Source organism: Nostoc sp., assembly GCF_036919895.1.
In the GTDB taxonomy this organism is placed as follows: domain Bacteria; phylum Cyanobacteriota; class Cyanobacteriia; order Cyanobacteriales; family Nostocaceae; genus Nostoc.
This window is the reverse complement of record NZ_JBALBW010000078.1, coordinates 1-18,838: the sequence shown is the minus strand read 5'-3', so window position 1 is coordinate 18,838 and position 18,838 is coordinate 1. Positions and strand designations below refer to the sequence as shown.

Sequence of the window (18,838 nt, the reverse complement as noted above, 5' to 3'; positions counted from 1 at the left end):
TACTGACTCTCATATATTAGCCATTTATGAGCTTTGCGAACTTTATGGCCTGTTTATAGCAGTATATTTAGATAGCACTCGCAGATTATTTAGCCGAGCGTCTGCTACTTGATTGCTACCATTGAGGTGCTGCGGCAAGCAACTTAAGAACCGATTGTTGTTCTATGGGTTGAGAAAATAGATATCCTTGAGCAAAATTACAGTTTAGACTTCTCAATTGAGCTAGCTGTTTTTGTGTTTCGACACCTTCAGCGATCGCATTCATGCCCATTGAGTTGGCAATGCCAATCATTGCTGGTACTAAACCCATATTTTCTTGGTTATCCTGCATCCGTTTGACGAAAGATTTGTCAATTTTGAGTGCATTAAAAGGAAAGCTGTGCAGGTAACTTAAAGAGGAATATCCTGTACCAAAGTCATCCATAATCAACTTAATTTTTCGCTGCTTTAGTTGTTGAAGAATTATTTTAATTGCATTAGTATTCTCCATAATTACGCTTTCTGTAATTTCTAATTCTAAGTATGCAGGATTCACATTGTTTTCATAAATCATTCGGTCAATCTGTTCTACTAAATTGGGCTGTGAAAATAATCTAGCACTCAAATTGACACTCATAGTTAGAGGTTCTGGTGTGACTGGATGATGTTGCCAAATGCTGAGTTGATGACAAGCTGACTGTAATACCCAACTATTAATTGCGTTAATTAAACCTGTTTCTTCTGCCACCGGAATAAACTCTATGGGAGAAACCAGACCGCGAGTCGGATGTTGCCACCGCACTAAGGCTTCAAATCCAGAAATTCTCCCTGTATCCAGAGAAACAATTGGCTGATAATAAACAAGAAATTCTTGCCTTTCCACAGCCCATCGCAGGTCATTTTCTAACTCTAAAAGCTGAATTGCTTCCCGATGCATCGCTGGATTAAAAACGTGATATTTGCCTCTTCCTTGAGCCTTGGCTCGATACATTGCTGTATCAGCATCTCGCAGCAGGTACTCTGGGCGATCGTAATCTTTATTGCCCCAACTAATACCAATACTGGCATTCATGAATACTTCATATCTTGATAGGTTAAAAGCAAGTGATAACTGTTGCAGAATCTGTTCGGCAACTTGGATTGCGATATTAATATCTGTGATATTTTCTAGGAGAATTCCAAATTCGTCACCGCCTAATCTTGCTATAGTATCAACAGGGATCAGACATGCTTGTAGGCGATGAGCGATCGCTATCAGCAATTCATCCCCTACCAAATGACCAAGAGAATCATTGATAACTTTGAAGCGATCGCAGTCTAAAAATAGTAGCGCAAACTGATAACTAGATTCTTGCTTGGCACGATTTAGAGCATTTTCTAGTCGTCTGATAAACAAAACTCGGTTTGGTAATCCAGTCAGGGAATCATGCAGCGCTATATCTAGAAGTTGACTTTGCAATTTCTGCCGAGAATTGATTTCTTGTTGGAGTTTTTGGAGAGCTTTTTCTAACTCCCCTGTTCGCTCTTTTACGCGATGTTCCAATTCGACATTTAGTTTTAATATTTCTAATCGCGCCGATCTCAATGCCAGTTGATTTTGTACGCGCACTAAAACTTCTTGAAACTCAAAAGGTTTGGTGATATAGTCTACACCACCCACTTTAAAGGCTTTAACTTTGTCAAAAACATCATCTAAAGCACTAATAAAAATCACCGGAATATCGGCTGTTAGCTCCGAAGCTTTAAAGGTCTGACAAATTTCATAGCCATCCACTTCTGGCATCATAATATCGAGTAAAATCAAATCCGGTAATACTGTTTGAGTTGCGGTCAGTGCCATTTGCCAGTTCAAGGCTTTACGAACGTTATACCCTTCCCTTGTCAATATTGAGGACAAAACCCGGAGGTTGTCCGCCATATCGTCAACGATCAAAATATCTTTTTTATCAGGGTCTAAATGCTCGTAATTCATTCTACGTTTGTTTTAGTCAATTCCATGATTTTTTCAAACTGGTAGTTATTTGCTAAATCCCTAAGAACTTGGGAAAGCTGAACATTGTCTGGTGGAATTTGCTTGATTAACTCTAAAATTAGTTCATCGCTACAGCTGGCTGCGGCATAGTGGATCTTTTGTAGCCATTTAGGTGACATTTGTGATAGATGGTTGAGGAGTTCAGCAACACTGACAAATCTCTGTGTAGCTCGATCGACGACTGCTGTGTTTGTTTTTTCTATTTTGTTGGTATACTTTACACCCAAATGTTGACTCAGTTTTTCCAATAATACTTCCTGTGTGAATGGCTTGCGAATAAAATCGTCGCAGCCGATGGACAAAATTTTTTGGCGCTCTTCCTCAAAGGCGCTAGCAGTTAGAGCAATAATTATCGTGTGTTTATTGTAACAACCTTGTTCTATCTCAGAGATGTTGGAAGGGGGAGCTAGGGCTGTTGGCAATCGCAAAGTGGATGGATCGGAAGGATCGTTTCCGATCGCACTTATTGCTTCTTTGTAGGAGTACAACTTAGGAAACCTCCGCAACGTATTAGCTTCCCCATGCCCTATTTCTCTAGCCTTGATCGTTCTTGTGGCTTCATAACCGTCCATGACAGGCATTCGCATATCCATAAAAATCAGGTGTGGCTGCCAAGATTCCCAATTAGCGATCGCTTCAGCACCATCTGTAGCTTCTCTGATTTCAAAGCCTAGAGATGTGAGAATTTTAACTAATAAAAGACGGCTTTCTTGAGAATCGTCAACAACTAAGATCCGGTATGTTCTTTCAGTCGGTGCTAAAGTGAGAATCTGATATTTAATTTGGTTTGTCGGGATTTCTCTGGGGCAAGTTAAAGCAATCTGAATATCAAAAACAAATGTACTACCAATACCAGGCATACTGCTAACATTAATATCTCCTCCCATCAGTTCCACATATTTACGGCTAATTGCTAAACCTAGTCCCGTCCCTTGCTGGCATTTTCTACCGATTTCAGTTTGCTCAAAAGCCTCAAACAGTAAGTTAATTTCTTGTGAGGTAATACCACAACCAGTATCTTCTACCTCGAAGATTAAGGATTGGGATGAAGAGGCAAAGGGGCGGGGAATAGGGGATAAGGGGGAGAATGAAGAATTACGATCTCTTTCCTCTTTGTCCTCAATTCCCCAGTCCCCAGCCCCCAGTCTCACCCGTAATGTTACCCTCCCCCTATCAGTAAATTTGATGGCATTTCCTAAGAGGTTGAGCAAGACTTGACACAGTTTATTTTCGTCTGTTTCTATGTACTGAGGAATGTCTTGGGGATATTCAAATACTAATTCTAAATTTCTAGATGCAGCCCGCAAGTGCAACATCTCTTCTAAGTTCTTTAATAGATGAATTAAGTCAAAGCTACTGAGATTTAATGTAATTCTGCCAGCTTCGATTTTGGACATTTCGAGAATGTCGTTAATTAAGTTAAGTAGATGTTCGCCAGCACGATTAATAATTGCCAAGTTTTCTTGATGTTCGCCAGATAGCGAATAATCTCGGCTCATGACTTGGGTGAAACCAAGAATTGCATTGAGTGGGGTACGCAGTTCGTGGCTCATGTTAGCGAGGAATTCACTTTTAGCGAGGTTGGCGGCGGCGCTTCGTGCTGCTTCACGAATAGCTGCTTGTTGTTCCTGCGCGGCGATCGCTTGCGATTGAATCAGTTCTTCTTGGGTGGTTTGCAGTTGCTCAATAACTTGCTGGAACTCATCAGTCCGTTTTTTTACCTGGGCTTCTAAGGTGCGATTATATTCTGCTAATAACTTTTCTGTGTGTTTGCGTTGGGTGGTGTCAAAAAATGTGGCGATCGCAAAAGCTAGATTCCCCGATTCATCATAGATTGGCTTTCCTAAAACTTCAATGGGAATAATCTTGTCACAATGGTGAATTTCTATATCATCCACCCTGCTACTTTCCCCAAGTAATGCTCTGGAAATCGGTAGGCGATCGCTGGGGTAGAGTTGATCTGTCCCAGCAAGGTAAATTTGATATACCTCTGACAATTTTTTGGTGGTAACTTGTGCGTATACACTTAGTGGCTTGTCGTTAGACATCGCTTCTAGACCAAGAATTTGCTGCCCAATGTGATTGATGTAATAAGGTTCACCTTTAGCATTTACAATCAATACACCAACTGGTATTGCTTCTAAAAATTGAGTTAACCGACTCTGACTCTCAGATAGCGCCTCATTTAAAACTTGCATCTGAGCATTTCTTGCTTCCAATACACTAAAGGATGCTTTGAGTTGCTTTGCCATCGTTTCAAATGACTTAGCTAGTTCCCCCAGTTCATCGGAGCGCTTTATTTCTGGTGTTTGCTCCCATTCTCCTTGAGCAATTTTCTTAGCTGATGTGTTTAATTGTAAAATCGGCTTAATTACCCAGCGAGCGGTCAAAATCCCAATTCTTGTAGCTACCAAAAAAGCAACTATGCACAGCAAAATCACGATTCGGGTATTAGCATTAACTTGATCCATAAATTTGTCTTCGGGAATCACCGCCACGATTAGCCAATCTAAACCTGGTTCGTCCCTCCAACTTTTTACCTGCACAAAATAGCGCATTCCATCGGCGTTAAAACTTAGCTGTTGCTTTCCCACAACAAATCTCAGATTGCCAAAGCGTTCGATCAAAGACTGGGTTGTAAGTCGAATCAAAGAATTTTGACTGTCTAATGCGGCTTGACGCTTTATTTGACCATTAATGATAGTATATGGTGGCTCAGGAGAAGAAGCGACTATTAACCCGGAACGTTCTAAAATAAAAGTTTTGCCCGGTCTTTGTGTGTTGAAGTTGGCTAAAAAATTGCTGATTTGTGACAAGATCAAATCAACACTAATTACCCCAACAAGTTGATGATTTTTATTGTAAACAGGATAACTAGAAGATATAGATAAAATTTCTGGTTTATCTTCCCATTGATAAATTTGACTCCAGACAGGTTTACCTGCGTTGACTGCATCTGTATACCACGCTTCCAGACGAGGATCGTAATTTTTGACTTGCTGAAGCTGGCGGCGATTCCCCTCCAGGTCTGAATTGTAAATATAAAGTTTCCCTATACCATGCTTTTCACTAACTTCGTTAATCAACAGCTTGCCATTATTTAGGCGTTCAATACCGATGAACTCACCTTTGGGATTAGCAAAGCTATTGTAGCCAACATTGAAAACCCGCATTTGTTTCCAAAAGTAATTTCCAGTGGTTTTAAAGTCCGTAAGGTTGAGCAAACCTAGTTCAATTGCATCTAAGTTGATTTGATTGATTTGTTTCGGAGTTGTTAAATAGCTATCAAGATGTTGTTCAATGCGATCGCAGATTTCATTTTCTAATTGAGTAGCAAGCTCCCTGACCGCTTTGTGTCCGTTTTGATACGAAAGATAGCCCACAAGTCCTACCGCCCCAAAAATTTGTAATATAAAGGGCACAATCAGAACATACCTCAGAGGCATCTTGGCATAAACTTTGCCAACTAAGCGATTAATAGATTTGACAGGCCGAAGTTTGGATAACATTGTTGTTTAATTTTCCCCAGCATCTAAATAGGGGCATTTTTGCCATATCAGCTACATTTAATACCAAAAAAATCCGGTATGTCATCGCTTTGACTATGACATCTCTGAGAAAAATAAGTATAAAAAAGCATTCTGAATTTGGTTCTTATATTTACTAAATAGCTAAATTCCTCCAGCGCCGAACAGCCCGTCATAGACATCGCAGCTTAATTTGCTCCACTAAACTGAAATTTAACCCATAAGCATACAGTATGCCATTCTAAAATTCTGGTCGCCATTAGCACCCAATCCTAAGTTAAATTTTGAATTGCTGAGGTCTTGATTTTCCAGTCTCAAAACCCCTGGACTAGTTACAAAAAATTATATTCAACTACAACAATTTTAAAATTGTCATCCAAATACATAGTAAAAACAAAAAAAATGCAAAAAAAATTTACTTAGTATTTTTTATTGTAAGAAAATATTAATTTACTTATAGAAGTATATCAACCTCATCACTGATTTGTAAAATTTTTCCGGCTGACGATGCAGGTAATTGGGTATTAACACTCAATCTGTAAAAGTGATTAAAAGGGGATGAAGCAACCCAATTTGGTAGAGTTGCTTGTCGCTGGGTTGCAAAGATTTTTTGGAAGTTTGGGTAAGCTTCCCCTAAGTAAGAATCGCGGGTTGGGACTATACAACGCTGGCATGGATTAACCCCAAATAAATCCACATCTCCGACTCGAAAGGAGACTAAATCACCTTGTTCGCTAAATAGCCGATCTTCCCAAAATGCTGGTACACCATCAATCTCGATATTGGCACGCATCCGACGGCGGATTTCATTTATACTTAAACCGGGAAACCAAGAAGCTACTTCTGTCAACGTTGCTGTACTAATTACCGTTGGCCCTGGTGAGCGTGTATCGTCAGGAAAGCCCATCAAGGAGTTTTGTCTTAATGTAACAGCAAACTCAAAATAATTACTTAAAGTTGCTTCTAGGGCTTGCCGATTATCATCCAGATGAAAAATTTGTTGTGAGTCGCCGCCTGGAATTTGTAACGAGATAGTTCTATTGAGGAGTGTAAATTGCGTCCTTAGTAAATGGATTTTAGCATGACGTTTGCCATTGACAAACTTACCCTGTTCGTCAAAAATAGCCAACTCGCGGTCATGCTGTAGTGCGCCACTGGCAAGAACTGTAGCTTTTTCAACTTCAACACCATCCAGTGATTTTACTGGATACAGTAAAATCTTAGCTAGGTAAGGCATCATAGCAATTTTAGATTTGGGATTTGGGATTAAAGATTGGTGATTTAGCAGCCCCCAATCTAAAATCTAAAATTCTTTTGTTACTTATCCACCTAATAATATTGTTAATTTATGGATATAGTGGCGATTTGTCTATTCCCCCAATGTGATTTAGAGGCCAGAAGCGAACTACAGCCCGTCCAATAATATTTTGGCGGGGGACAACACCCCAACAGCGTCCATCGTAACTATTGGTACGATTATCACCTAGAACCAAGTATGAATCGGTTGGTATAGTCTGGGGTCTTGCTAAAAAAGGTGGCTGTGGCCCTGATTGGCAAACATCAATGACAGTGGTCTGGCCAGAACTGAGATAATTAGCTTCTGGTAGGGGTTTATTATTAATGTAGACCTTGCCATCTTTAAGTTGTACTTGTTCTCCAGGTAAGCCAATCACCCGTTTTATAAAAGCATCCTGGTATTGTTCTTTTTGCAGCTCTTTCGTAGGTGAAAATACCACAATGTCTCCCCTCTGCGGGTCAGCAAATTTATATTTCAATTTATCGACAATGATTTTGTCGGCTTCCCACTGGTTTGGCGTACCATGCAGAGTCGGTTCCATCGATCCAGAAGGAATCCATCGTGCTTCAGCCACAAAGGTACGAATACCCAGAGCTAGAATAATACTCAATACAATTGTTCTACCTAGCTCTGCGATCCAGGAATTATCGGGTTGTTGACTAGAGTTGTTATCAGGCACTTGATTTTGCATGAAATTACTTAACGGAAGGAAAGATATAGGTAATTAACTCACCTAGTGAGACTTTATCTGTTAATCTTAACGGGAAAATTTTAATTTCCTGATTATGTTTGCATCCTGACTACCAATTTTAGATTGGGGATTTTAGATTTTGGATTGAGGATTATCACTGGTCTCTGGTAGGCGAAAACAATCTAAAATCCCCAAACCTTATCCCTTGTAGGATAAGGTCAATCCCAAATCCAAAATTGATTTACAGAGTACTTCATAGATTAAAAGTAAACTTTTTTTAACGCGCGGCAAAAAATTTAACAGTCAGAGTGCGACTAAGTTTAACCTAAAATCATAGTTGTCTGTCTGTAATATATAGCTCCCTGTGTGAACTTTATTAGCCCTATGTCATCTCCAAAAATTTTACTGATTCGCCGCGCTCGCATAGTCTTACCCAATGGTGAACTGATGATTGGGGATGTGTTGACGCGCGATCGCCAAATAGTCGAAGTTGCGCCAGAAATCTCCCAAACACCACTAGCCACTGAAGTTGACGCAGAAGGGTTAACTTTGTTGCCGGGAGTTATCGATCCGCAGGTACATTTTCGCGAACCTGGACTAGAACACAAGGAAGATTTATTCACCGCCAGCTGTGCGTGTGCTAAAGGTGGAGTCACTTCCTTTTTAGAAATGCCTAATACGCGCCCCCTGACAACGACACAGCAGACTTTAGACGATAAGCTAGACCGGGCCTCACAAAAGTGCGTGGTTAATTATGGCTTTTTTATTGGGGCAACAGCAGAGAATCTCCCAGATTTGCTTTTGGCAAAGCCAACACCAGGAATTAAGATTTTCATGGGGTCGATGCACGGTCAGTTGCTAGTTGATGGCGAAACAGCATTGGAGGCGATATTTGCGAAAGGCGTTAGCGAAGCTCCTGCAAAGCAGGCTCGCTTGATTGCCGTTCATGCCGAAGACCAAGCTAGAATCAATCAACGCCGCCAAGAATTTGCCAACATCCACAACCCAGCCGTTCACTCGCAAATTCAAGATAATCAAGCGGCAATGCTAGCAACCCAACTGGCATTAAAACTTTCTCAAAAATATCAACGTCGTCTGCATATTCTCCATTTGTCAACAGCCGAAGAAGCAGATTTGCTGCGTCAGGAGAAACCTAGTTGGGTAACAGCAGAGGTAACGCCACAGCATTTGTTGTTGAATACCAGTGCTTATGAAAAGATTGGTACCTTAGCACAGATGAATCCACCTTTGCGATCGCCCCACGATAACGAAGTTCTTTGGCAAGCTTTGCGCGATGGCGTGATTGATTTCATCGCTACAGATCACGCACCCCACACCTTAGAAGAAAAAGCTCAAGAATACCCCAATAGTCCTTCGGGAATGCCTGGGGTGGAAACTTCCCTAGCATTGATGCTAACTGCGGCGATGGAGGGAAAGTGTACTGTTGCCCAAGTTGTGAACTGGATGTCTAAGAACGTAGCTGTAGCTTATGGTATTCCTAATAAAGGAGCGATCGCACCTGGTTACGATGCCGATTTAGTGCTTGTAGATTTAAACACATACCGTCCAGTCCGCCGCGAGGAGCTTTTAACCAAATGCCGTTGGAGTCCCTTTGAAGGCTGGAACCTTACTGGCTGGGCTACAACAACTATTGTCGGTGGTGAAATAGTTTATGACAAAGGTCAGGTCAATACGGAAGTGCATGGTCAAGCTTTAACTTTCTTATAGCAAATATTTATTTAAGCTTACGTAGTAGACAAATAATTTTACATCAAAGCCATACTTGAACGGGCAAGATTTTCATCTATCCAGAGTTAAGACTAGACCAATGTGGTTTCGTTAAAGCTAAAAGATGAAAATTCTTGTTTTTCCTCCTTTACCCTCTCAACCAAAGGGTATTGACTTGTCGCTGTATCATAAATTGCAACTTAAAACCCTGAGCTTATTTATAAGTGTTTCAAGTCAAATTTTCAATAACTATAGGACTTACACAATAACTCTCTGAAACTCTTATTCCTTTGTTTCCTAACGTGCGGGAAGCCACTCTGTGCTTATGCAATACAGTTCGGTTAGCTTGTTTACCGAGGGAATATCCCCTAACCCCTCTTAAAAAGGGGCTATAGAAATAATCAAGGAGAATTGCTATGTCATTCAAAATTTTGGCTTTAGACGGTGGCGGTATTCGTGGAGTCGTTGCAGCACGAATACTTCAACAAGTAGAAAAAGAAATTAGAAGTCAGGGGAAAGGAAACTTTTTACATGAGTACTTTGACCTGATTACTGGCACTTCTACCGGTTCAATATTAGCAGGAGGGATTGCTGTTGGAAAAGAGAGTGATGAACTAATTAAACTGTATACAGAGCGGGGTAAAGATATATTTCCACCGGCTATAAAAAACCGCTACAAAAACTTACCACCCATCATAAAATCAATTATTGATGTGTTCTCAGGAGCTAAATATTCTCATGATGGAATTACTAGCGTCCTCAAAGACACGTACAAATCCACAAGAATAAAGGATATTGAAAAACCGATTATTTTAATTCTTGCCTACGATACGCTATATCGGAATACAACCTTTTTTACAAACTGTCATCCAGATTTAGGAGACAGATGGTACGATGACTGTTATTTATGGGAAATATGTACCGCTTCTGCCTCAGCGCCCAGTTTTTTCCCACCATATAAATTAGAACCTATAGATAAAGAAAAATTTGGTGATTGGGAATTTCCACACATTGATGGTGGAGTCTCTGCTAATAACCCTTGTCTTGCAGCTTTGAGTTTAGTGATGAGGATAAGTCAGTCTTCAATATCTTCGACAATCAAGCAAAAATATAAATTGAATAATCTGCGATTGGAAGATATTTCTATCCTTTCTATTGGCACAGGTCAAACTGGTGAACCATATCAATATAAGCAAATAAGCAAATGGAGAGGCTTAGACTGGGTACAAAATCTGACTAATATCTTTATGGAACCTACATCTGAGATTGATAGTACGATTTGCCGACAAATCATGGGTGGATATGATTCTAAACGTTACTTACGCCTTCAGTTTGACTTAAATGAGACGTTTAAACCCAAGCCAAAAGAAACTTATAAAGATCCTCGCATTGTATTACCTCCAGAAGATCGAAAAAACCGATTTACAGGGGAAAAAGTCACTGAAGAAATAGATGATGCTAGCGCGGAGATTATTCAGCAGTTAATAGATACTACCTCTGCATTTATCGATCGAGGTCTTACGTACTATACCAGAGATGACTCTGGTTCTCCGATCAAAAAGGCGATTGCTTCTTTTATTCGAGATAACTAGTGCATCCACGTAGGCATATTAACATAAAGTAATTTCGGGTATAACATCTCGTATTTCTACTATAATTCCTGTAAAAATACGAGATGTTTTAGTTAATAGTGTCTCGATCCCAGTGCTAATTACAGATGTTAATCTAAGAATTATTTGCTAGTTAAAAATATTTTAAATAATTAAAAATCGAAAATTAATTTATTACTTGGTATAGATTATGAACACAAGTTGGGAATACTAAGTGTAAGGAAAGTTAAACGACTTATACAGAACTTGACTTTGTTTAATTTTTCTCTACTAGCTTTCGCTACTCACTAACCCAGATTGGATCTCCGAATCACAGTAGGTAACTAATCTGGTTCAGGCTTACTAAGTTCTGTCAAACTCTCATTTACCCAACAACAGTTTATTTGCATTTGCTTTATTTACATACCATCTAAATCATTTTTTAACTGCTGATTACAGCAATAAAGCTAGTAGGTGTCAATCTCGAATATCTCAGAGGTACGGAAGAAGTAGTAGTGGTCTGTCTTATTAATTCTGATGGACATACATATTTATAGTAAGGACTTTAATTATTGACTTTTTAAGCACTTTAGTGCTGATTACAAACCTATCAAAACTTTGATTCAAAAGAACCATATTTCAACTCAACCTATTTGGATCTCTGTTTTTAGCTTTAACTGAACCCTATTGCAATATATCTGCTGTTGAACAATTATTTCGTTTATTTTTGGTAGAGAGAACAATGTTAGTGACTGACAGTGGTGAACGTGGTAGTGGTAGATAGGACGAGTGTGGAGTTCTCCCTCGACTATTGGCAGAAATTTTTTAGTGTTGCGATCTAGAAAGGTGAAATCTCTCGTACTTGGGTCGGGAAATGAACTTAGATAGCACCAATGACTTCGTTAATGGCACAATTGAATGGTATGAGTTCGACTTGACGAGTACCCCCATCCCCATAAGTTAAACTCACACTCAGATAACTATCTGGCTTGTAGGGCAATCGTTCCGCCCATTCAACTGCCACAATTCCTGGTATAATCTCAGCACCTTCCCAGTAACTTTCTAAATTCAGGGCTGCAACTTCTTCTGGTTCCAAGCGGTATAAATCCAGGTGGTAAAGGGGGAGCCGTCCTTCCGTGTACTCATTAATCAGGGTGAAAGTAGGACTGACAATACATTCAGTAATTCCCAAACCCTTGCCAATACCTTGAACTAGGGTAGTTTTACCAGCGCCTAAATCACCTTCTAGTAAAATTACACTGCCAGGAGTCAGGGACTCTCCGAGAGTAATACCTAAGTGTAGTGTCGCCTCTGTATCTGCAAGAAAAATTTTCATATTTTCATCAATTATATTAGTCATTGGGCATTGAGCATTGGGTATTGGGCATTGGTTATTTACAAATGACAAATGACAAATGACAAATGACTAATGACTAATGACTAATGACTACCTAGCATGATGACCTCTACCGTACCACCGCAACAATACTTGTGCTAGTTTCTGCGGATTGTGACGGACAACACCCGTTTCATCTTCATACAAAACATTAGCTGGAACAATCCTTCGCCCTAGCTGAATCACAGCTTCTCTATCCAGAAAAACGGGATAGGAATTTTGTTGGGCGTAGCGGACGAGTGATTGCTCCGAGGGGGATTTTTTGTGGATTAGTACAGCATCAAATAGCCGTCTTTGCCCACAAGCAGCATCAATCGATCTAATATGATCGGCAACAGTATAGCCTTCAGTTTCTCCTGGTTGAGTCATTATATTGCAGATATAAATACGGGGGACAGATGTTTGAGCGATCGCATCGGCAATTTCTGGTACTAATAAATTAGGAATCAGGCTTGTATAAAGGCTACCCGGCCCAATAATAATGTAATCAGCTTCTTTAAGTGCCTTAATCGCTGCTGGTACTGCTGGAGGATTAGCTGGAATGCAACCAATTTTGACAATTTTCCCCCCAGCTTTAGGAATGCTAGACTCCCCGTCAATCCGGCGACCATCAGCTAATTCTGCCCAGAGGCGAACATCACTGAGAGTTGCTGGTAGTACTTGTCCTCGTACCGCTAGCACTTTAGAACTGGCTGCAACTGCTTGTTCTAAATCTCCAGTAATATCACTCATTGCCGTTAAAAACAAATTACCAAAACTGTGACCCGTTAACCCATCTCCAGCCCGAAAACGGTATTGAAACAATTCTGTTAATAACTTTTCTTCATCTGCTAGCGCAGCCAAACAATTGCGGATATCCCCTGGTGGTAGCACTCCAAATTCTTGACGCAACCGCCCAGAAGATCCACCATCATCGGCTACAGTGACAATAGCAGTAATATTAGCGCTGTAAGTTTTCAGTCCTCTCAACAACGTAGAAAGTCCCGTACCACCACCAATTACCACTATTTTCGGGCCTCGGTACAATCGATGATGTGCCAGCAAGACATCGATGAGTTCTTCTCCACCTTCTGCTCTTAGTACCTTAGTAATTGAGCCAACGGTGCGAGTTTGTCCCCAAAGCACCAACAGCAAGCCACCGAGCAGCACCAAAGGCCCACTGATATAGTTGGGTAAGACGTTGGTGATTACTCCCAGGAAATTCCGAAACAACTCGATCATCCAAAAAATTGGGGTCAGCTTAATCCAGATAGCTAACCCCAAACTTGTCAGCAGTACACCCCCAACACTAATCAACAACCAACGTTTTACCGATAGTCCAGGGGATAACCATTTGAACCACTGGTTAACCCGATAGGAAGTACGAGAACGCGACTGCTTTTGCAGGGCGTTGAGGGCTTGTCTGAGAAAACCAATTGACATACCTGATTTACAGCAGTGCTACAAACAATAATTAACAGAAAATGTACACCACTTGGTTTAAAACACTAGGCGTGAAACTATTATATTTGTCTATTCCATTAGACTAAGAGCAAGTGGTTAAGATTGCCAGTATTCCCACTTAAACAATAGCGTGGCTTACTAAAAGTGAATTGAATGGAAAAACGAATTTTAGGATTAGATCCAGGACTGGCAACTTTAGGGTTTGGGGTAATTACCTATACACAAATTTCCAACAAGGTGCAAGAAACTACAGTAAATATGCTGGATTTTGGGGTAATTAAAACATCAGCAGATGTAGAAATGGGACAGAGGCTATGTATCTTGTTTGATGATTTACACACCGTGATAGAAGAATTTAAACCAGATTTGGTAGCGATCGAGAAACTATTTTTCTATCGGATGTCAAATACAATCCTGGTTGCTCAGGCAAGGGGTGTACTCATTTTGGTGTTGGGTCAGTGTCATCTTCCTTACATAGAGTTTACTCCGGCTCAAATTAAACAAGCTTTAACGGGGTATGGCAATGCGGATAAGTCGGAAGTTCAAGAGGCGGTAGCGCGGGAGTTAGATTTAGATGAGATTCCCAAGCCGGATGATGCTGCGGATGCTTTGGCGGTGGCTTTGACGGCTTCGTATCAGCTGTAGGTTTATACGCAAACAATAAATAAACTTCTTTTCTAACTGGCACATCAGTACCAATATATAGCACCAAAAACCTTGGAATCAGGTGCGTTACGGCTTAAGCCTAACACACGCTACATATACTTAGAAAGTCATTAAGTGGCATCGAAAGATAAAACACAAGGGTAATAGTGGCTATTTTGCAATTTCGATGCCGATTAGCTTAGTGTGAATATATAATTGTAGCGTAAATAACCATTTTTGAATCTGTCACACCACACCGTAAATTTACTAATTTGGTCGATAAAGTGTTAATTAAAAACATCTTACCACTCGATTTTAGGTAATTTACGAATAATGAAGAGTTTGCTGATTCCTGTTCAAAATTTGCAGCCAGGCGATCGCACCGCCATGTATGCGTTGCTGCAAAATCACTTCCAAGGTATAACCTGGGATGGATTTGAAATTGATCTAGAGCGCAAAAACTGGGTTTTGTTGTTGAGAGATGAAACATCCAACGCACTCAAAGGATTTTCAACTCTGATGTTATGCCAAAAGACTTTTTTGGGAGAAAAAATTAGTGTGGTGTATTCCGGCGACACTATTGTCGATCCTAGTGCTTGGTCGAGTACAACACTACCACGAAGTTGGATTGCCGCTATCAATTTTCTTCGTCAACACTATGCAGAAAATAAACTTTACTGGCTGCTAATTTGCTCTGGTTTTCGCACTTATCGTTTTCTCCCTACTTTTTGGCAAGATTTCTACCCCCGTTATGATGTTACAACACCTGCGGATGTTGAAAATATAATGGGGAATTTAGCACGCGAATACTATGGTAGTTTGTACCAAGAAGCAACTGGTATCGTCCATTTTCAGCATCCCCAAATTCTTCGTGAGGGTTTGATTGAAATCCCCACAGGAAGACAGACTAACCCCCATATCCAGTTTTTTGAAGAACAAAATCCCGGCTATCGGGTAGGGGATGAATTAGTTTGTTTAACTGAAATTAACTATGACAATCTCACTCGTGCTGGAAAACGGATGTGGGAGTCAGAATCATCGTTAGAATTTGTGCAAGATTGTGTTTTAATTTAAATTTTATGCCATCTACAAACCTACAATCAAACTTTAACAATCCAACTCAATTTATAGAGGGATGGTACTGGGCATTACCATCGAAAAAATTAAAAATTGGCAAGATAAAAGCTATAAGTTTGCTAGGTAGAAATCTGGCAATTTATCGGGGAGTTAGTAATCAGGTAGTAGCTGTAGATGCTTATTGTCCACACATGGGCGCTCATTTAGCAGAAGGTAAGGTAGAAGGTGATGGAATTCGCTGCTTTTTTCATAATTGGAAGTATGACAGTCGCGGAATTTGTGTAGATGTTCCTTCTCTCGGAAAACCGCTACCCGTGTGTATTAAAACTTGGCACACGGCGGAAAAATACGGCATTATTTGGGTTTGGGTGGGAGAAGAAAAGCCAAGTTCGCTGCCCTTTGTACCAGAATTAGAACAGGCAGATTGCGATCATATATTGGGGACTCGGTTTGTCAAAAACTGCCATCCCAATGTTTTGCTAATTAATGCGATTGATGCTCACCATTTTAATACAGTACACAATCTGCCTTTAGAGATTGTATTTGATTCTCAACACCTCAATCCCAACGCTATTACCTTCAGCAACACTACACGGGGAGGTGATGATTCTTGGTTAATTCGCCTGATTCGTCCTCTATATCGCAACGAAGTTACTTATAGTATGTGTTACTGGTATGGCAGCACTGGCACTGTGACGCTAGGGCCAGATTTCCTGCACTTCTATATTATATTTACGCTGCGAATGATAGAAGGTGGTAAAACTGAAGGGCAAACAATTCTTGTGACTCCTAAGCGTTCGGGGTTTTGGGGATGGGTTTTAAATCGTGGTTTGTTATGGTTAACTCAGCGAGTTGGTAATTACTTTGCCAAAGGGGATACACAGGTATTTCAAACAATTCAGTTTGATTTGAAGACTCCGACTAAAGCAGATCAATCTATTCTGGAATTTATTCAGCACGTTAATCACCAGAAAGCCTTAAGCTGGGGAACTTGGGAAACTGTTAATCGCTATGAAGATGCAGTTAATTATTAAACGAACCGCCAAGTACGCCAAGAGAGCAGGAGTAATTATTCAGCGCAAACTCATGGAGAATTGGTATAACAGTCCTAAATGATTCGTAAACTTCTTTCTTCCTTCTCTTGGCGCTCTTCTTTAACGAGATGCTGCGCGATGGCGGCTTGGCGGTTCGATAATCTTTATAAATCAAATAGGATTGCGATATAATCACAAATCCACTTTAATTAAACAGTAAAAACATGGATTTTAAATATAAGATTTTCGGTTTTGACCTACCACATACAGATTCTCATAACAGTTTACGACGGATATTAACAGCAGCATTACCCAATCAGAATAATTTTGCTAATTACCCAAAATTAAATTATTGGGATGCTGATTTTTTCAACTTACATCAAGTCAAAGTTTTTCAACAATCTAATATTACTGAACAATCTGCTATTCTGGAACTTGCCAACCGCAGTTTGTTAGAAGAATCATATTTCATTGAGAAAGCAGGGGTTGGCTACATGGCAAAAATGCTACTGTTAGCAGAAACAGTTGAAGAACGAATGCTTTATGCATTGTTTACGGCTGATGAAGCTACCCACCTTCACCAAATTAGCCATTTTTTACCAGAAATGGAAGTAACTAGCACGGACGATCCGTTTTTGCGCTTACTATCAGAAGTGGTTGAAAGTGCAGAGAAAACAGTTTTATTGTTTGTGCTGCAAGTGGTTTTAGAAGGATGGGGTTTAAGCCATTATCGGCGTTTAGCAAAGGAATGCCGCTATCCAGTTTTAGCAGAACTTTTTTCTAGTTTTTTACAATCTGAATCCCGTCATCACGCCACGGGAACCACCTTGTTTAATCAAATTACTGTTTCAGCATTGAGTCAAACAACAATTCTCGATGTATTGGCACAGTTTTTGTTTATGGTACAGGTGGGGCCACAAAGCGTTCTAACAGCAGTCGAACAAGTAAAAGGACATCTGACGCGATCGCAAAAAATCCAAATTCTAGAAGAACTGGATACTGAAACCCATAGTGGAACGCGATTACAAATATTGCGATCGCTCATGGGGATAAAATCAGCCCAGTCTATCCTGCAAACCTTAGAAGAACGCGGAGCCTTTCAACCTTTCCCCGCCCATCTATGTGTGTAATCAAGATCAATCTTATCTCTGCGTTAAATCAAAACGGATATGGAAAAAACTATTCATCGCAAATTACAAATTAACCACACTCGCAATAAACAGCAAGATCATACTGCTTTAATGGATGAAGCTGTCACCAATTTTCGCTATGAAGATTGTCAAAACGAGTATTGGAATCCAGAAGAGTTTTCCCTACTATATGGTACACCTTTATGGGAACAGTCCAGCCAACATCAGCGTATAATTTTGAACCAACTTTACTGGGTAGCTTATTACTCACAAATTGTTTCTGCTGAAATTGCCACTATCTTTTTCAATCAAACCAGTGCAGCCGGACTTTATGCTCAAGAAGATTTTCGCTTAATCTGCGATACATTAGACTTGGAATCCGCCCAAGAGCGATCGCACATTAACGCCTTCCGCACAATTGCCAAAGAGGTTGAACAAGCGTTGTTTGGGGAACTGATCTTTACCTACCCCATGCGCGGCCCCTTTACAGAAACGATGGTTTATGCTGACACCAATGCTCTAAAAACTTGGTGGAAAAAAATTCAACTTCAATACTTTGGGCTGATTTCTGCAAATAATACTTTTTTGGCTTGTCAGTATTTCACAGTCCGAGGAGTAAGGACGCTAAACGGCAAGTTAGTACAGCATAAACTCAGCAATTATTATCAAAAACATCCTCATCCTGAAGCGGCTCCCATTCCGGCTAAAGTCTCTTATTATCATTTTATGGATGAAAGTTTTCATTTCAATAGTTCGACAATTATATCTCACGATGTTGTCACTTGCCTGAAGCCACCGACTGGTTTTGAGCAACTGGTTGCTAATTTAGGATTGCTGGGATGTCAGCGCGATCATTTTCATTTTTCTGCGGCAATTAACGGGATTTTTTGGTACGATCCGGCGCTGTATGGCAAGATTTATCGGGTGTTGCGATCGCCTACTTTTGAGATGAGTGATAAGGATGCTAAGGAAATGATGCGGCGTTGTTTTACGGAGGAGTCGGAAGGATTGCAGCGCAGTTTTTTAACTCATCAGGAGGCGATGAAATCTTATCAGGTGTATGTTGAAAAACTCGATTATCTTTGGCAACGTAATCGGGATATGTCACTGATGGCTACTAATTCAATTTCTCGATATTTGGCAACTCAAAAGAGGGCAATTTAAGGGTTTGAACAGCAGGGCTATTTCATTCTAAATGTAGACGCGATATGGTAAGATGCAGCGCCAGTTATACTTCAAGCATCTATTATCGTGTCTGAAATCGAAATTA

The 18,838-nt window shown here is 40.3% G+C and carries 13 protein-coding genes; 7 read left to right on the top strand and 6 right to left on the bottom strand.

Annotated elements, in window-relative coordinates; translation table 11 throughout:
- Positions 1–115: 115 nt before the first annotated feature.
- The 4 genes from V7K55_RS15715 to lepB all read right to left on the bottom strand — a co-directional run bounded on the left by V7K55_RS15715 (position 116) and on the right by lepB (position 7,526).
- The gene (locus V7K55_RS15715; protein WP_334832792.1) at positions 116–1,951 is read right to left on the bottom strand and encodes a two-component system response regulator; all 1,836 of its coding nucleotides are present in this window, start codon (positions 1,949–1,951) and stop codon (positions 116–118) included.
- Positions 1,948–5,520, bottom strand: a complete 3,573-nt coding sequence (locus V7K55_RS15710) for a HAMP domain-containing hybrid sensor histidine kinase/response regulator (RefSeq protein WP_334832790.1) — start codon at positions 5,518–5,520, stop codon at positions 1,948–1,950. The genes V7K55_RS15715 and V7K55_RS15710 overlap by 4 nt, the downstream gene beginning before the upstream one ends.
- Positions 5,521–5,992: 472 nt before the next feature.
- Positions 5,993–6,775 carry an MOSC domain-containing protein gene (locus tag V7K55_RS15705; RefSeq protein ID WP_334832921.1) on the bottom strand — a complete coding sequence of 261 codons (783 nt, stop codon included), beginning with the start codon at positions 6,773–6,775 and terminating at the stop codon, positions 5,993–5,995.
- Positions 6,776–6,884: 109 nt separating this feature from the next.
- On the bottom strand, positions 6,885–7,526 hold the full coding sequence (gene lepB, locus V7K55_RS15700; RefSeq protein ID WP_334832788.1) for a signal peptidase I: 642 nt from the start codon (positions 7,524–7,526) through the stop codon (positions 6,885–6,887).
- 384 nt (positions 7,527–7,910) lie between these two features.
- Here lepB and V7K55_RS15695 point away from each other — a divergent pair, with 384 nt between their 5' ends.
- Complete coding sequence (locus tag V7K55_RS15695; RefSeq protein WP_334832786.1) at positions 7,911–9,254, top strand: dihydroorotase; 1,344 nt, start codon at positions 7,911–7,913, stop codon at positions 9,252–9,254.
- Positions 9,255–9,670: 416 nt separating this feature from the next.
- Complete coding sequence (locus V7K55_RS15690) at positions 9,671–10,846, top strand: patatin-like phospholipase family protein (RefSeq protein WP_334832784.1); 1,176 nt, start codon at positions 9,671–9,673, stop codon at positions 10,844–10,846.
- An 877-nt stretch (positions 10,847–11,723) separates the two neighbouring features.
- Here the strand turns inward: V7K55_RS15690 and tsaE are convergent.
- Together tsaE and V7K55_RS15680 are read right to left on the bottom strand one after the other, a co-directional pair.
- Positions 11,724–12,179: a tRNA (adenosine(37)-N6)-threonylcarbamoyltransferase complex ATPase subunit type 1 TsaE gene (gene tsaE, locus V7K55_RS15685; protein ID WP_334832919.1), complete on the bottom strand. Its 456-nt coding sequence runs from the start codon at positions 12,177–12,179 to the stop codon at positions 11,724–11,726.
- A 111-nt stretch (positions 12,180–12,290) separates the two neighbouring features.
- Positions 12,291–13,661, bottom strand: a complete 1,371-nt coding sequence (locus V7K55_RS15680) for a gluconeogenesis factor YvcK family protein (RefSeq protein WP_334832782.1) — start codon at positions 13,659–13,661, stop codon at positions 12,291–12,293.
- Between the two features lie 174 nt (positions 13,662–13,835).
- Between V7K55_RS15680 and ruvC the strand changes: the two genes are divergently transcribed.
- From ruvC to V7K55_RS15655, 5 genes are all read left to right on the top strand, one after another.
- The gene (ruvC, locus tag V7K55_RS15675; protein ID WP_334832780.1) at positions 13,836–14,327 is read left to right on the top strand and encodes a crossover junction endodeoxyribonuclease RuvC; all 492 of its coding nucleotides are present in this window, start codon (positions 13,836–13,838) and stop codon (positions 14,325–14,327) included.
- 333 nt (positions 14,328–14,660) lie between these two features.
- Positions 14,661–15,401, top strand: a complete 741-nt coding sequence (locus tag V7K55_RS15670; RefSeq protein WP_334832778.1) for a hypothetical protein — start codon at positions 14,661–14,663, stop codon at positions 15,399–15,401.
- Positions 15,402–15,406: 5 nt separating this feature from the next.
- On the top strand, positions 15,407–16,438 hold the full coding sequence (locus V7K55_RS15665; RefSeq protein ID WP_334832776.1) for an aromatic ring-hydroxylating dioxygenase subunit alpha: 1,032 nt from the start codon (positions 15,407–15,409) through the stop codon (positions 16,436–16,438).
- A 224-nt stretch (positions 16,439–16,662) separates the two neighbouring features.
- Positions 16,663–17,568: a ferritin-like domain-containing protein gene (locus V7K55_RS15660; RefSeq protein WP_334832774.1), complete on the top strand. Its 906-nt coding sequence runs from the start codon at positions 16,663–16,665 to the stop codon at positions 17,566–17,568.
- 39 nt (positions 17,569–17,607) lie between these two features.
- Positions 17,608–18,732: a P-aminobenzoate N-oxygenase AurF gene (locus V7K55_RS15655; protein WP_334832772.1), complete on the top strand. Its 1,125-nt coding sequence runs from the start codon at positions 17,608–17,610 to the stop codon at positions 18,730–18,732.
- Positions 18,733–18,838: the final 106 nt, after the last annotated feature.

Bases quoted from the DNA above. Each gene is read 5' to 3' on its own strand.
- V7K55_RS15695 (WP_334832786.1), top strand. From the start codon at position 7,911: ATGTCATCTCCAAAAATTTTACTGATTCGCCGCGCTCGCATAGTCTTA.
- V7K55_RS15690 (WP_334832784.1), top strand. From the start codon at position 9,671: ATGTCATTCAAAATTTTGGCTTTAGACGGTGGCGGTATTCGTGGAGTC.
- V7K55_RS15705 (WP_334832921.1), bottom strand. From the start codon at position 6,775: ATGCCTTACCTAGCTAAGATTTTACTGTATCCAGTAAAATCACTGGAT.
- ruvC (WP_334832780.1), top strand. From the start codon at position 13,836: ATGGAAAAACGAATTTTAGGATTAGATCCAGGACTGGCAACTTTAGGG.
- V7K55_RS15660 (WP_334832774.1), top strand. From the start codon at position 16,663: ATGGATTTTAAATATAAGATTTTCGGTTTTGACCTACCACATACAGAT.
- V7K55_RS15710 (WP_334832790.1), bottom strand. From the start codon at position 5,520: ATGTTATCCAAACTTCGGCCTGTCAAATCTATTAATCGCTTAGTTGGC.
- V7K55_RS15665 (WP_334832776.1), top strand. From the start codon at position 15,407: ATGCCATCTACAAACCTACAATCAAACTTTAACAATCCAACTCAATTT.
- V7K55_RS15655 (WP_334832772.1), top strand. From the start codon at position 17,608: ATGGAAAAAACTATTCATCGCAAATTACAAATTAACCACACTCGCAAT.
- lepB (WP_334832788.1), bottom strand. From the start codon at position 7,526: ATGCAAAATCAAGTGCCTGATAACAACTCTAGTCAACAACCCGATAAT.
- V7K55_RS15670 (WP_334832778.1), top strand. From the start codon at position 14,661: ATGAAGAGTTTGCTGATTCCTGTTCAAAATTTGCAGCCAGGCGATCGC.
- tsaE (WP_334832919.1), bottom strand. From the start codon at position 12,179: ATGAAAATTTTTCTTGCAGATACAGAGGCGACACTACACTTAGGTATT.
- V7K55_RS15715 (WP_334832792.1), bottom strand. From the start codon at position 1,951: ATGAATTACGAGCATTTAGACCCTGATAAAAAAGATATTTTGATCGTT.
- V7K55_RS15680 (WP_334832782.1), bottom strand. From the start codon at position 13,661: ATGTCAATTGGTTTTCTCAGACAAGCCCTCAACGCCCTGCAAAAGCAG.